This is a genomic window from Luteolibacter sp. Populi, from assembly GCF_040801775.1.
In the GTDB taxonomy this organism is placed as follows: domain Bacteria; phylum Verrucomicrobiota; class Verrucomicrobiia; order Verrucomicrobiales; family Akkermansiaceae; genus Haloferula.
This window is the reverse complement of record NZ_CP161812.1, coordinates 4,463,366-4,478,287: the sequence shown is the minus strand read 5'-3', so window position 1 is coordinate 4,478,287 and position 14,922 is coordinate 4,463,366. Positions and strand designations below refer to the sequence as shown.

The following is a 14,922-nucleotide window of genomic DNA, read 5'->3' as shown; positions in this document are numbered from 1 at the left end:
GTGATTCGATCTCTCCGGACTTTGGCGACCGAGCCACGGCCCGCCGGTGCCAAGAAACTCGTCGGTCAAAAGCAGATTGGCGACTGAGGGTCGGAGATTACCGGATTCTCTACGAGATTGCCGATTCGATCCGCGTCGTGAGGGTCTATCGGGTGCGTCACCGGCGTGACGTTTACGAATGAGGGGGCCTTTCGACGAGTTTTTTACGTGCAACACTGAGAGGTTGGAAAAAAATTCAGAACCTTTGAACGTCTCGGTTACTGAAGAGTCTATGACCCTGAAGACCGCGTTTGACGTGAGTTTTCATGTAAGGGTGAACAGCACAAAATCAGCTTCCTTGTCCATGGGTGTGGACGTCTAACGGAAATGATTCAGGCCGCCAGGGGTGGGACCTTGGCGGCCTACCCTTGTACCCCGGTGGCGTCCGGATCACTTCCTGCCCTCGCCCACCAGCCCCGCCATCGTCCGCGTCATGAACTTCCTGGCAGGAGCAAGATGCCGGGTGAGGCCGAAAAAGACGGAACGCAGCGGAGTCAGCCATTCGTGGTCGGATTGAAACCACGGGGTGAGCTGACGGCTGGCGAGGCGATAGTAGGACAGGGCCAGCTTCCGCTCCCGGCTGTAGCGGTCCAAGGCTGCTTGAAGGGGCAACTCAGCCACGCATCTCGCGAGGCAAGAGGCATCGGCTAGCGCCAGATTCACCCCTTGGCCGAGCTGCGGGCTCATCGCATGCCCCGCATCGCCAAGCAGCACCACGCCCTCGCCGTGCCAGCGGCTCATGCCGACATCGCCGTAGCGGGCTGTTAGGACCTGGCTCCAGTCCGTGATCTGATCGAGCAGCGGCTGCGCCCTCGGGGACACGTCGAGGATGTCCCGCTTCCACGCCTCCAGCGGGCGGGCCCGGATCGCAGCATCGTCCGCGAGTTTGATGCTCCAAAAGAGACTGACCAAGGGCTCGCCGCCGTCCAGTTCCGTGCCGGTCGCGAGGAATCCCAACAAGCGCCGGGTGCCGTGCACAATCTGGAACAGTTCCCTCTCCGGAAATGCCCCGCGATTCCCGCCGATGAACCAGTGTGCGCCCCACGGATAGCCGCGGTCGGTCCCGCGGAAGCCGAGCTTGCCGCGCAGCACCGAGCGCGCGCCGTCCGCTGCCACCAGCAGATCGAAGCCGCCTTCCACCGTTCCATCGGCAAAGCGCAGCTCCCATTTTCCGCCCTCCCGCCGGGCATCTAAGATCTCGCGGCCCCACTGTGTCTCCACGCCCGCCTCCTCCATCGTCCGGATCAAGTGGTGCAACAGCACCGGCCGGTGCAGTCCCAAGCCGAACAGCCCTTCACCAAGCTCGGAATAGCGGAGGTCCAGCACGTCATCCCCCTCGCGGTCCACCACGTGCAGGCGCTCGACCCGCGCGCCCCGGGCCAAGACCTGCTCGAGAATGCCGAGTTCTTTCAACACCCCCATTCCGGAGGGCTGGAGCAAGAAGCCCGCACCGACCGGACGGCATGCTGGAGCGCGTTCGAAAAGCGTCACCCGATGGCCCTGCCGCTGCAACAAAGTCGCCGCCGCCGGTCCTGCGGAGCCGCAGCCGATCACGGAAATCCGCAGCCCTTCCTTCACCCGGCGGATGCTTCACCTACGACGCAACCCGGCAAGCTTGTCTTTGGCATCGGGCGTGGGAGCATGCCGCGGTGTCGCCTCTTTCCCGCCGCAGCTTTCTGGGCCTCTCAATCGCGTCACTCCCGGCATGGGCCGCGGAAAAGCCGGCGCTCCGCTACCTGCAACCGGCGGACGCGGGCTACGAGGACGCCCGCCGTCCCTTCAATTCCTGCATTCTCCTCAAGCCCGCACTCATCGCGTGCTGCCGCACCGAGGCGGACGTGGTCGCAGCCGTCCGCCATGCCAAGGACGCCGGCCTACCGGTCGCGGTGAAGAGCGGCGGCCATGCCTTCCACGGCTTCAGCCTGAACGAGGGCGGACTGGTGGTGGAACTCTCGGGGATGAACAACCGGCTCCTGGAGCAGGGCAGCTACCGCTTCAGCGCCGGGCCCGGTCTCAAGCTCCGCGATTGCTACTCATGGCTGCTCGCGCGCGGACGCCTGCTGCCCGCCGGGTCCTGCGGCGGCGTCGGTCTAGCCGGCCTCACCCTCGGCGGTGGCTACGGCCTGTTTTCCCGCGAGTTCGGGCTGACCTGCGATCACTTGACCCAAGTCCGGATGGTCAATGGCAATGGCGAGATCCGCGACTCGCGCGACGAACCGGAGCTGCTCTGGGCCTGCCGCGGCGGCGGCAATGGCAACTTCGGCATCGCCACCTCTTTCACCTTCGAGACCCAAGCCGCGCCGCCGAACCTGGCCACCCGCAAGTTCACGGCCAAGGGCCTCGATGCCTCCGGGCTCGCCCGCCTTCTGGAACGCTGGTTCGAGATCGCGGCCACCCTTCCTGATCCCTGCTTCTCCGCCGTGATCCTGAATGGCAGCCAGGCGACCGTCCTCCTCACCTCGACGGAATCCGCGGACGGCCCCGCCTTCGCCGCGGCCACGAAATCGTTTTCCCAAGCCGGCCTCTCCTCGAAGGGCTCCCTCACCAAGCCGCTTGCGAGCTCGATCGGCCGCTACGAGGGCCGCCCCGGCCCCCTGCCCTTCGACAACGTCTCCGCCGGCTTCTACCGCAGCTTCGCCGATCTCCAATCCGCCGCCGCCGGGATCTGCGCGACGGTCCGCGAGACCCCCGGCCTGATCTTCCAAGTGAACACGCTGGGAGGCGCGATCACCCGGGCAGCGGCGTCCGCCTATCCGCACCGCGGATTCCCCTTCCTCGGCGAGCTGCAGGCATACTGGGAGAAGGGCAAAATCCCCGCGAAGCTGGCCGCCGGGCACGCCTCAGTTCGCCAAGCCCTGGCCGCCGCCGGCATCCGCCGCCACTACCGGAATTACCCCGACCCGCGGCTGGAAAATTGGCAGGATGCCTACTTCAGCGGGACCTACGCCCGCTTGCAGGCACTCAAGGCGAAGCTCGATCCGGGCGACCGCATCCGGCATCCCCAGAGCGTCCGGCTTCCCGCCGTTTGAAAGGGTTTCCCTAAAATAATCAGAATCTTTGAACGTCCCGATTGCTGAAGAGTCTATGACCATGAAGACCGCGCTCTGCGTGGCTTTCATGTAAGGGTGAACAGCACAAAATCAGCTTCCTTGTCCATGGGTGTGGACGTCTAACGGAAAATGATTCGGGCCGCCAGGGGTGGGACCTTGGCGGCCTACCCTTGTACGGGCATAGGGCCCTCGCGATCTCTGCGTCGCCAAGCGGTGCCCTGCCTTACCCTGAATGGAAGCAAGGGAACCGGGTGTTTACGATTGGCTGGAACCCAAGGCCCAATAGCTCAATCTCAAATCACCCAATTCCCTTTTCAAGTTTACTGCTCGACCACCCGGAAGCCCAGATCGGGACGCCGGGTCTCGCGCTTGTCCATCCACTCGCGGGCCAAGGCACCGCCGGCCGGCTTCAAAAAGGATCCGCCGATGATCACCCAGCCCTTCTCGCCGAGCGGGTTGGCCGGATTGATGGCGAAGCTGCCGGTCCACTCGGAAACGGAGCCAGCCATGCCATGGAGTCCGGAGGGGGTGCAGTCGGTGGGCGGCACCTGCTGGACCGGCCCCCAGCCCGCGGGCCGCAGCGCGGTGGGGTCGGGAAGGTTCAGCCGCATCGCGGCGAACCACTCTTCCTGGCTAGGCAGGCGGCAGCTCTTCCAAGTGCAGTAGGCGGCGGTATCCCACCAGTCGACATTCACCACCGGGCAGTCCTTGGTCATGGCGCGGCCTTCCCATTGGCCGCCCGCCTTGGCCGCCGAATACATCGCGGTCCAAGCCTCCGGCTCGTGGTCGGTTTTATCCTCCGGTTGGCTGGCGTCGTCGTAGGCTCCCCGGCGCTCGGCAGGCAGGCTGGCGAGGGCTGCCAGGAAATCGGCATACTCGCCGACGGTGACTTCGTGGGCCGAGAGCGAAAAGGCATTCAGCTTGCCAGTCCCGCCATCCGGCAGGGGATGGCCGCCGCCGAGCACGATCACCGGTGGGGGAAGTTGCTGGGACGAGCCCTTGCCACCACTGCCGAACTTCATGGCCATCACCCCGATCGCCACCACGAATCCCAGCGCCACCACCCCCAGGATCAGCGGCAAGGGCGACTTCCGGCCCACCGCCCGCGCGGTCGGCGGAGCCGAGACATGGGGCGACACCGGCTCGATCAATTGCTGCTCGATCTGCTCCGTGTAAGCGTGGACCTCTCCCCAGGTCATCGTGCGGCCGAGGTTTTCGCCACGCATCCATGACAAGAGGGTCACCATCCGCGAGGCCCCGGAACGACCGTCCGACACCAGCGGCGGCAGGGTCCGGCCCAGGGTGATGATGTCATCGGCAGAGCGCCCCGGCGGGCGGTCGCCGGCCCGTGCCAGATTGGCAATCCGGACCACCCCGTGGTCATCGAGGAAAATATCGTCGGGCCCCAGCGACGCGGTCGAAATGCCCGCCGTTTCCAAGGTCATGCACGCCTCCGAGACCCGCCGCAGGATCTGCGCGACCTGCGCCGGCTTCAGCGATTGCCGGGCGTTCATGCGCGCCTCCAGCGAGGTGCCCGGCAGGCGCTCGAGCGTGGCGTAGCAGTGCTGGTCATTGGAGACCGCCTCGTAGACCGACCCGATCAAGGGATGGTCCACCGCCGCCTTCACCCGGATATCGGCCAGGAATTGCTCGCGGCGGTCGAAGGCGCTCGGCTTCAGTTCGAAAAGCACCACCGGGCGACGGATCGCCGCCTGTTCCGCCAGCCATGTCAGGGTCACCGGGCTTTCGCCAATCAGGGCATCGAGACGATAGTCGCCGAGCAGGCTGCCGGCGCGGGAGTGAGGATCATCCATGGGGTCAGCGAGGCAGAGGAGGCACCCCGGCCGGGGAGTTCAGGTCCGGCATTTTCGGAGGAAGAAGGATATCGGCGGAATCGATGATATCCTCGTTCTCGAGGAAGCGCGGGAAGTCGTCCTCCCGCGGCTGATCGGCATGACTGCCAATCGGACCCTGCGCGGAGAGATGGCGCGGCCACGACCGGGTGTCGATGAGTTCGCCCTTGTAGTAGAGCTTGGCCACCACCCCGTAGTAAGTGCGCCTGCCGAAAAGCTGCTGCTGCTGGGCGTCCTGCGGCGGCAGGACGTAGTTCAGGCGCAGCGATTCCTCGCCTCCCACGAAATCCATGGCGCCGCTCACCCACTCCGGAATGGCCGCGACCGTGCAGGGGACGATCTCCTTCTTCCCGTTGATCACGGTGGAGTCGTAGAAGTCCACGTTCACCGAGAGATCATTCGAGCCGATCTGGGCACCCGGCGCGGCTTGCACCGGCACCGTGACCACGGTGCGCTCGCCGTCCTGGAACTCGCGGTCGGGGAAAATCCGCAGGTTGCCGAGACGCAGTTCGTCGCGCATCTGGTCCGGCATCGCGATCCCGTCGCGCAGCTTCTCGGCGGCCATCGTGTAAAGCACCCCGGCCCCGGTCGTGCCGAGGGCAAAAACCGCCTGATAGGCATCCGCCGCCTGATCGACCAGCCGCGGGTCATAGGCGGACATCTCTTCGAAAAGCAGACCGGTCTCGTAGAGCACGTTCGGGTCGGATGGTGCCATCTCCCGGGCTTCGGCGAGCTTCACCAGCGCCGAAGCAGTGTCCGATGCCAGGCGGGCCTTGCGCGCTTCCTGCACCAGACGTTCGACGTTCGGATCGGCAATCGGCGGCGTCGCAAGCGGTCGCGCCGGCGGCAGCGGTGCTGGAACCGGCGGCGGCGGCAGGACGGCCACCACCGGCGCTGCCGGAGCCGCGACCAGCGGAGAGGGCTTGGCCTCCACCGTCACGATCTTGGTGACGATCTTCTCCTCCACGCGGACCTCCCGGGCCTTCTCGACCCGCACCGCCACGGCGATCCCGCCGGCCAGCAATTGGCCGAAGGCGATCACTCCCAAACCCCAACAGGAGAGACGGAAAACATGATCGGAATGGCGGGACTTGCCGGACATGCGGCGGAAACTAGGGAATCGCGCCGGAGGACGCAAGACGGGAGGATGCGCGCTTGTCGGAATCCATTCCGCCGGGCCGCTCCCTTCGCGCCGTGCAGCGTGGGGATGAGGCACCATCCCGACCGCCTGCCCCGCCCCGGTTTTATTCGCGTCCATTCGCGTCCATTCGCGGTTTCAAAAAATCACAGCATCAGGCCCCGCTCCTCCCATACCCGGAACTTCAGGCTCGCAATCCGCCGCCTCCGAGCCGATCCCTCCCGGCGTGCAGCGCGAGGGTGGCATCCGCGAAACCGGACGACGGCTGGAAGGCATGCCGCCCGTTGAAGTCGCCGCGGCGCTCGGCCATCTTCCCGGTCTGGTCTTCTTCGACACCGCCGGCCATCTGCCCGCCAGCTACGGCGCGCCGCTATCCGTCATCGCCGCCCGCCCCCAGGCCATTCTCAGCGGCTCGATCCACGCCGCGGAAGATCGCGCGAAACTCGATGCCGCCTTGGCAAAAGGTGCCGCCTCGCCTGCCCCCGACCGCGGCTTCCCGCTCGGCGGCCTCTGCGGCTGGGTCGACTACGAGGGGAACTTCGTCTTCGGCGATTTCTCCGAAATGCTGGTCCACGACCACCGCAGCGGCGCTTGGCACGAGCAGGGCAACCTTTCCGCGGAAATGCGGACGCCCTCCACCGAACGGCCGCAGATCGGGCCCTTCGCCCCGCTGATGCCGCGCGATACCTTCCTGGACGGCGTCCGGAAGATCCACGACTGGATCGTGGCGGGCGACATCTACCAAGTGAATCTCACCCAGGCATTCCAAGCGGAGGTGGCGGAAGGCGGTCTCTTCGGCCTCTACGAAAACCTGCGCGAGTGCTCCCCCGCCCCGCTCGCGGCCTACCTCAATTTGGCCGGGGCAGAGATCCTCTCCTCCTCGCCGGAAACCTTCCTGCGCATGTCAGCCCGCGGCATCGAGACCCGCCCGATCAAGGGCACCCGCCCGCGCCATGCCGATCCCGACGAAGACCGCCGCTCCGCCTACGAACTCCAGACCAGCCCGAAGGAAATCGCTGAGCTGGTGATGATCACCGACCTCCTGCGCAATGACCTCGGCCAGGTCTGCGAATTCGGCAGCGTCCACGTCGCGGAGATGCTGCAGCTCGAAACCCTGGGCCAGGTCCATCACATGGTGTCCACCGTCACCGGCAGGCTCTTGGAGGAATTCAACCACGTCGCAGCACTGGCAGCCTGTTTCCCCGGCGGCAGCATCACTGGCGCGCCGAAGAAGCGCGCGATGGAGATCATCCGCGAGCTCGAGACCACCCCGCGCGGCATCTACTGCGGTGCCATCGGCTACCTCGGCTACCATGGCGAAAGCCAGTTCAGCATCGCGATCCGGACCCTCGTCCGCGAGGGCCCGAGCCTCAGCTATCACGTCGGTGCCGGCATCGTCGCCGACTCCGATCCCGTGAAGGAATACGAGGAGACCCTGCACAAGGCGGCGGGGATCCGGATGGCGGTGGAGAGATTCGGACGATGAAACCCAATGCCGAATGACGAATTTCCGAATGTCGAATGAAGTGTGTTCCTGAGGATCGGAAGAGACTGATCCTCGCGGCTCAAGCTTCGGAAACACGACATTCCTCATTCGAAAATTCGGAATTCGTCATTGCCGTAGGCGCGTTTTACTTGGCCAGCACCGCCTTCGGGATCTTCTTCTTCTGCTCCCTCAGCGCCCGCGCGATCTTCGGGGCGGCTGTCACCCGCAGATCGATCCGATCGCTCGGATCACGCGACCATTGCAAGTAGAGATCGCTCCTCTTCCCCGCTACCTCGATGGGGAACACCGCCTGCCTGACCTCGTGCGGCCGGTGGGTCTCGATCCGGTTCAGCAGCGAGAGCATCTGCTTGTCGTCGAAGCCGTTCTCCGCGATGACGCGGATGCTTTCAAAAACGAAGGGCAGGTACTCCACCTGCGTGTGAATCCGCACCGTTTGCCGCGGCGAGTAGGCACTCTCCAGCTCGTCCAGCATCTCCTCCGAGCTGGCCTCGCCGAGCTGCTCGTATTCGCGCACCCAGCGGCGGCGGACCAGCCATCCCAAAAGCATCACCAGCGCCCAGACCGCAAGGCCGGTCAGGGCGATGAAAACGGAGAATGCGATTGGTGAGCCCATCGTGAATCGCGCGAGTATACCCCATCTATCCCGGAGGGAAAGGACGCAGTCTCGCGGCGGCGCAAAACCGCGCTTTCCCGTGGCTCGCGCCGCGCCCTCCCATCGTGCGATGACAGGGTCACGTTCCGGCCATGTTGACGGAGCCGGCCGTCATCCCTATCAGCTATGGGATATGTTCGACTTCTCCCGGCGGACCCTTGGCATCCTCTGCATCACCGGCTTCGTCCTGGCCGCCGCAGGCTGGATCACGGCGTGGAACATCGGCGGATCCAAGGATCAGGCGGAACAATCGGCTCCGGCGGACCGGGCATCTTTCAACCGAAAATCGGGCACCCGCCCCTTGAACGGGGTCATGGACACCAAGCTCGTGAGCGATCCGCGGAGCATCCGCTTGGTCGAACTCATGGAGAAGCTGGATCAGGGAGGCCCGGCTGGGCAGCCCAACCCGGCCTTCCTCAAGGCCGCGGAGTTGACTCTGAACGATTCCCTCTTTCACCGCCGCCAGCGTGATTTCCGCCTGCTGATGGAAAAGATGAGGCCGGAGGATGCCCTGGCGATCCACGAGCAATTCAAGCACCTCGAACGGGAAGGCCGCTACTTCGGCAATGAGTACGGAGCCTTCGCCATGCGCTGGGGACAAATCGATGGCGCCGGCGCAATGGCCTACTGGTCGGCCCGGGAGCCCTTCGACATGCCTCACCACGACATGGTGGAGGTGGTCACCGGCTGGGCCCACACGGCCCCGGAGAAAGCCCTCGCATGGATCGACGGCCATAAGGAATTGGTGGGCGACATGAACGCCTACCGGCCCCTGCTGGTGGGCTGGCTCGATGCCGATCCCGTGGCCGCCACCACTTGGCTCGCCAATAGCAAACTCGACCCGCAGCTATACGCCGATTGCGTGAACGGCGCGGTGCTGGACAAGGTCTACTCCGACGGCGTGGAAGGGGCCAGCGATTGGCTGGCCGCGCTGCCCGATGGCGATGCGGAGCTGGGATTCGCCGCCAAGGCCGGGTGGATGACCCACGTCGGCCGGCTCGGCAATCTTGATCCAAGCCTGGCCGCCGCGGCGTGGAGCAAGGTGGGCAGCAAATCCTGGATGGGACCGCAGGAATTCCAGTCCTTTTGCAACTCCGTGGCACACGGCAACCAAGGCAGCCTGGACGCCTTCGCGGAACAGCTCTCCAATCGTTGGCCGGGCACTGAAGCGAGCGCGCAATTCGGCCGCTGGACGGCGGAGAATCCGGAGGCGGTGGGCTCCGTGCTCGCCCAACTCCCGTCCTCCGGCATCCGCAAGGCCGGCGTGGAAGGAATGCTACAAGCTCTCGAAAAATCCGATCCGGGCCTCGCCGAAACCTGGCGCAAGCAGCTCGGGGAATAGCCCATCACAGACGGACGGCTCTACCGCTGGGAGCGCGGAGCCACCGGCCCGCAGGATGGCCCAAGTGGCTCCGGGTGCAGGAGAGGCGTGCAGCAAAGCGACGGCGGTATCCGCACGCACCACGTGAAGTGCCGGTCGCCAAGGGATACCGGACCCCGGCGGAACGCTTAAACCGATCCGGCTTCCGGGACATCTGTAGGTGAACCCTTTCCCGCAGGAGCCGCCCCGCACCGGGCAGCGCTCCCGCGAATGTCTTTAATTTGCCGCGACTTGCGGTATTCTGTCCTCACTAAACCCAGATGAAATTCCCCGCGCGACTCGCCGGCCTTGCCGGAGCGCTTCTCATGCTCGTGACCCCCGCCGCCCGTGGCGAGGCGATGCTCCAGTATTTCAACACGAGCTGGGCGGAACTCACCCGCAAGATGCCGGAACTCGCGGAGGCGGGCTACGATTCCCTCTGGCTTCCACCCCCAACCAAGGCCTCGGGTGGGGCCTCGGTCGGCTACGATTGCTGGGACCGCTTCGATCTCGGCTCGAAGAATCAGCGCGGGACCACCCGCACCCGCTACGGCACGGAGGCGGAATTGCTCGAGCTGGTCCGCGTCGCCCACCGCTTCGGGATCCGCGTCTATTTCGACAATGTGATGAATCACAACGCCTTCGAGACCCCGGGCTACAATGCCTCGGTCCCGCTGGACGTGTATCCCGGCTTCCTCCCGGAGGATTTCCACCTGCGCAAGACCAACGACGGATTCTTCCGCAAGTGGGACAATACCCGCGATTGGAACGACGCCTGGCAGGTCCAGAACCTCGGCCTCTCCGACCTGATCGACATCGCGACCGAACCCGGCTCGACCAATCGCAACCACGGCACCGGCGAAGGCAGCACCGCCACCAAGCCTGCCTTCGTCCGCCACCCGGCCAACCCGGAATACTACTGCTACATCCCCACCGGTACCGGGCAGAAGCATTCCTCCGGGCAGGGCAGCTACGTCGGCTTCGGCACCGCCAATGGCATCACCCCGGCCCTGATCACGGCCAATGCGTCCTTCTACACCGAGCGCGTCGAGGACATGCTCAACCGCGCCGCACGCTGGCAGATCGACCGCACCAAGGGCGACGGCTTCCGCCTCGATGCCGTGAAGCACACCCCCGCGGAGTTCTTCGGCGCGACCTATGGTGGCGACAAGGATTCATCGAACTACGGCTACTCCGGACAGATCCAGCAGCAGTTCAATCTCAGCCGCGGCTTCTCCGACTGGGGCAATCACCGCGACACCGTCTTCGACACCGAGCAAGGCCGCGACGATGCGATGCTCTTCGGCGAGCACCTCGGCCAGCCGCCCGCGTACGGCGGCTACATCGATGCCGGCATGCGCCTGATCGACAACGACCTCAGGTCGAACTTCAACAACCTGTTAGGCAATCCCTCCTCCGGCCTCAATGGTTACGATCAAGCGGGCCACGGCGGCTTCACGGCGTCCGTCTCGGTGATGCACGCGCAGAGCCACGACAACGACTACGCCTCCCGCCGCGAGCTCCAGCATGCCTTCTACTTCACCCGCAGCGGCATCGGCCTCGTCTACACCGATGGCAATTACCACGCCGGGGTCCTCGGCGGCAGCGGGGGCGCTTTCCCCCGCCACGCCAATACCGCCTTCCTCGGCCAGTGGGGCGATGCCCGCATCCCGAACCTGCTCAAGATCCACAACGACTTCGCCCGCGGTTGGCAACGCGGCCGCTTCAGCGATGCGGATCTCGTCAGCTATGAACGCATCGACGACCGCGAATTCACCGAAAACAACCAGGCCCTCAAGGAGCGCAAGGGCGCGACCATGCTCATCGCGGTCAATGACAACTACGCCTCCGGCAAGGCCATCCTCGGCGGCACCTCCTTCCCCTCCCAAGGCGGCGGCGGCGCGGAGAACGATACCGAGACCAATGACGAGTATCTCTTCCAGTATGCCCGCGGCTACGGCAGCCAGGTCGGCTTCTACACCTACGCCTCCGCGCTGAATTCGGTGGTCGTGAACCCCGGCAGCTACTTCGTCTTCGCACCGCGCACACCGGAGGAGTCGGACCTCTGGAAGAATGCCGGCGGCTCGCCGATCACCATCTACCAGGGCACGGAGAAGGCCGGCACCTTCGAGGTCGAGCGCAAGGACGGCACCGACGGCGATCCCGCCTTCAATCCCTACGGCCTGCCGGATGCCGACAACGACGACTACACCTATCGTATTTCCGTCCCCCGCGTGACCAGCGCCAGCGACCTGCGCTTCACCGTGCGGGCCGACGGTTCCGCGCAGAATATCCTGCTCCGTCTCGATGGCGGCATCGACCTCAACGGCACCCGCCCCGTCGGCAATACCGATCCCCTCTTCCGCGACCGCCCCCCGGCGATCTCGACGGACGTCTTCATGGGCTACGAGCAACCGGCCTTCGTGCACCGCCAGTTCGCGGAAAAATTTGCCGCCAAAGATACCAATCGCAACCAGACCGGCTCGGGCGGCGCGGAGACCTACCAGAAGCTGATCGGCGGCGCCTCCACCATCGTGAACGGCCCCGACGCTGCGAATGATTTCAGCACCCAGGGCGGCGAGGTCGCGTCCTTCCTCTATCACGATCCCGCGGCCGATGTCGGCGGCACGCCCGCAGGCGGTTGGCCGGGCGCAGTCGTGCCGAAGCAATACACCGAAGGCGCTTCCACCATCTCCGTCTGGGCCAAGCCGAACGGCGTCGGCAGCGGCTTCAACATGTTCTTCTACTACACCATCGACGGCAGCAATCCCGAGGGCGCGGGCGGTACCGGCACCGGCACGACCCAGGTCGTCGAGATGCACTACTCCCACAACGAGGCCGCCAATGATTGGTGGTCCGCCGCCACCATCGCCAAGCCCGCCAATGGCACGACGCTCAAATACAAGATCGGCATCTTCAAGGACGGCGCGGCCAGCGTCTATCCCTCCGGCCCGAACACGGTGACGAAGAAGAAGAAAATGATGACCGTCTTCGAGGTCAACGGCTTTAACCCCGGCACCGCGGTCTATTCCCCGCACAACGACTACGGCACACCCGAGACCGGCCTCGCCGAAGGCTTCCACGTCCTGCGCGCGCGGCCCTTCCTCAAGCGTGGCGGCAAGGCCTCCCTCTACAACACCTTCACCCAGACCTTCTACTACGATGCCGCGACTCCCGGCGGGCAGATCGTCTTCCCCGCCACCAACGGCGCGACCCTCGGCGGCAGCGAATACGGCCTGGTCGTCCGCGGCGATAGCTTCACCAGCGAGGTCTGGTACAAGATCGACGACGGCGATCCCACCAATGACGACTCCGCCACCGGCGCGAACAGCGGCAACGCCGCCTGGGTCCGCGCTTCTGAAGTCACCCCGAGCGGCGGCATCACTCCGCTCGATCCGACCCACGGCCGCGAGTTCCGCTTCAACTACGTCAACATCCCCGCCACGGGCAATGCGACCATCCAGGTCCGCCTCAAGGAACTCACCTCCTCCGCCGACAACGGCCTCACCGACTCCGCGGGCCACTACACCACCCTCACCCGCACCGTCCTCACCGATGGCCCGGACCGCAGGATGTTCGTCGCCTTCCCGCAGGACGATGGCGCACAGATCGGCAGCAACTACACCTTGAAGACCCACTTCTCGAAGGCCCTCGCCGATGGCCTCACCGACGCCCAATTGAAGGCCCGCTTCACCGTCCGCTTCGGTGCCGATGACACCTGGCCCGCCGGTGCCCAAACCCTCGACGCCGCCGCTCTCACCATCCAATACAACGCGACCGCCGAATACCACGCCCTCGCCTTCTCCCTACCGAATTTCTACGACGGCAGACCCGGCTTCCTTTACCGTGTCGAAATCTTGCAGAACCGCCCCGAGCCCTTGGTCGATCTCAGCGCGACCCGCCGCCTCGCCGCCCTCGCCGGCACCGGCCCGCGCCTGAATATCCTCGAGCCGCAGGAGGTCGACACCTCCGGCCGCCCCGTCGAAATCATCCTGCCCGATGGACCCGGCCCGGACTCGCTCGCCTCGAATGTCCGCATCGAAACCGACACCACCGCCACCTCGGTCGGCCTCGCCTTCGCCATCGGCAGCGGCACTCTAGCACCCGTGGACTTCGATCCCGTGACCGCCGGCATCCAGCCCGAGGTCCAGGGCTCCAGCGCCTTCTGGGACTTCACCTGGAACATCACCGCGCCCGGCCAATTCCGCCTCGTCGCCACCTCGAACTCACCGCAGGGAGTGAAGACGGAAACCCGCAACGCCACCGTCATCCTCCGCCAATGGGTCGCCGATGATCCGAACGATGTGGACGACGATGACGACGGCCTCGCCGATGTCGACGAAGGCACCATCACCCCGCTGCCCGACGGCTTCGCCACCGACGACGTACGCTACAAGTCCGACCCCGAACAATGGACCAACGGCGAGGTCTTCAATCACCACTCCTTCGGTCGCTCCCATCCCCGCATGCCGGACAGCGATGGCGACGGCCTGCCCGACGGCCTCGAACTTGGTATGCGCCTCCCCGGCGGTGCCACCAATGCCGCCGCAGACACCAACGCCGACGGTCGCCTGAACTTCATCACCGACCTCGACCCGCCCTTCTTCAACACCACCGACAACCTCGGTAACGTTCCCGGCATCTCGTCCGGCGACCGCTCGCTGAAAGTCGCCGGCACCAGCACCGATCCCGGCAATCCCGATACCGACGGCGACGGCATCCCCGACGGCGTCGAAGACGCGAACGCCAACGGCTGGATCGATGGCGACGGCTCCTCCCTCGCCGCCAATGCCAACCCCTCCCTCGCCCGCCAGTGGCCGAACGGCATCCACGATTCCGGCGAAGTCTGGCTCGAGACCTCGCCCACCGATCCGGACAGCGATGACGACGGCATCCCTGACGGCTGGGAAGTCCAGCACGGCCTCAACCCCCTCGACAGCGGCAGCGTCGCCTACACCGGTGGCATCGCCAATCCCGCGAACGGCGCAACCGGCGATTCCGATAACGATGGCATCGACAATCTCACCGAATGGCTCACCGGCATGAATCCGCAGCTCGCCGACCCGAATGCCTTCCCGCGCCTCGGCCTCGCCAAGATCCCCGCCGGTTACCGCATCACCTTCCCCACCATTCCGGGCCGGACCTATCAGCTCCAAGTCTCCGGCGGCTTGAATGGCTGGACGAACTCCGGCGCTTCGATCAGCACCGCCGGCGAGACCACCCCGGCCACCCGCCAGGTCGACGACATCAGCGCCGAACCCAAGCGTTTCTACCGCGTGCTCATCCAAGCCGCCCCCTGACCGCAACTTCGAATCAACCGCAC

General features: G+C 65.5%; 9 protein-coding genes. 5 read left to right on the top strand and 4 right to left on the bottom strand.

Annotated elements, in window-relative coordinates:
* Nucleotides 1-8 precede the first annotated feature (8 nt).
* On the top strand, nt 9-182 hold the full coding sequence (locus tag ABWK72_RS18210) for a type II toxin-antitoxin system RelE/ParE family toxin (RefSeq protein WP_367875356.1): 174 nt from the start codon (nt 9-11) through the stop codon (nt 180-182).
* Between the two features lie 247 nt (nt 183-429).
* Here ABWK72_RS18210 and ABWK72_RS18205 read toward each other — a convergent pair whose 3' ends face one another.
* Nucleotides 430-1,617: an FAD-dependent oxidoreductase gene (locus ABWK72_RS18205; protein ID WP_367870994.1), complete on the bottom strand. Its 1,188-nt coding sequence runs from the start codon at nt 1,615-1,617 to the stop codon at nt 430-432.
* Between the two features lie 71 nt (nt 1,618-1,688).
* Here ABWK72_RS18205 and ABWK72_RS18200 point away from each other — a divergent pair, with 71 nt between their 5' ends.
* Nucleotides 1,689-3,068, top strand: a complete 1,380-nt coding sequence (locus ABWK72_RS18200) for an FAD-binding oxidoreductase (protein ID WP_367870993.1) — start codon at nt 1,689-1,691, stop codon at nt 3,066-3,068.
* A gap of 341 nt (nt 3,069-3,409) precedes the next feature.
* Here the strand turns inward: ABWK72_RS18200 and ABWK72_RS18195 are convergent, their stop codons facing one another.
* Nucleotides 3,410-4,903, bottom strand: a complete 1,494-nt coding sequence (locus tag ABWK72_RS18195; protein ID WP_367870992.1) for an SUMF1/EgtB/PvdO family nonheme iron enzyme — start codon at nt 4,901-4,903, stop codon at nt 3,410-3,412.
* A 4-nt stretch (nt 4,904-4,907) separates the two neighbouring features.
* The gene (locus ABWK72_RS18190) at nt 4,908-6,044 is read right to left on the bottom strand and encodes a hypothetical protein (protein WP_367870991.1); all 1,137 of its coding nucleotides are present in this window, start codon (nt 6,042-6,044) and stop codon (nt 4,908-4,910) included.
* A 262-nt stretch (nt 6,045-6,306) separates the two neighbouring features.
* On the opposite strand from ABWK72_RS18190, the gene pabB reads away from it, so the two are divergent.
* Nucleotides 6,307-7,566, top strand: coding sequence for an aminodeoxychorismate synthase component I (gene pabB, locus ABWK72_RS18185; protein ID WP_367870990.1), 1,260 nt, complete (start codon nt 6,307-6,309; stop codon nt 7,564-7,566).
* Between the two features lie 145 nt (nt 7,567-7,711).
* Here the strand turns inward: pabB and ABWK72_RS18180 are convergent, their stop codons facing one another.
* Nucleotides 7,712-8,200: a hypothetical protein gene (locus ABWK72_RS18180; RefSeq protein ID WP_367870989.1), complete on the bottom strand. Its 489-nt coding sequence runs from the start codon at nt 8,198-8,200 to the stop codon at nt 7,712-7,714.
* Between the two features lie 172 nt (nt 8,201-8,372).
* On the opposite strand from ABWK72_RS18180, the gene ABWK72_RS18175 reads away from it, so the two are divergent.
* Both ABWK72_RS18175 and ABWK72_RS18170 read left to right on the top strand, forming a co-directional pair.
* Complete coding sequence (locus ABWK72_RS18175; RefSeq protein WP_367870988.1) at nt 8,373-9,581, top strand: hypothetical protein; 1,209 nt, start codon at nt 8,373-8,375, stop codon at nt 9,579-9,581.
* 299 nt (nt 9,582-9,880) lie between these two features.
* A complete protein-coding gene (locus tag ABWK72_RS18170; protein ID WP_367870987.1) occupies nt 9,881-14,899 on the top strand; it encodes an alpha-amylase family glycosyl hydrolase in 5,019 nt (1,672 codons plus the stop codon).
* Nucleotides 14,900-14,922: the final 23 nt, after the last annotated feature.

Excerpts from the sequence above, each read along its gene's own strand:
- ABWK72_RS18180 (WP_367870989.1), bottom strand. The coding sequence starts at position 8,200 with ATGGGCTCACCAATCGCATTCTCCGTTTTCATCGCCCTGACCGGCCTT.
- ABWK72_RS18175 (WP_367870988.1), top strand. The coding sequence starts at position 8,373 with ATGTTCGACTTCTCCCGGCGGACCCTTGGCATCCTCTGCATCACCGGC.
- ABWK72_RS18195 (WP_367870992.1), bottom strand. The coding sequence starts at position 4,903 with ATGGATGATCCTCACTCCCGCGCCGGCAGCCTGCTCGGCGACTATCGT.
- ABWK72_RS18190 (WP_367870991.1), bottom strand. The coding sequence starts at position 6,044 with ATGTCCGGCAAGTCCCGCCATTCCGATCATGTTTTCCGTCTCTCCTGT.
- ABWK72_RS18170 (WP_367870987.1), top strand. The coding sequence starts at position 9,881 with ATGAAATTCCCCGCGCGACTCGCCGGCCTTGCCGGAGCGCTTCTCATG.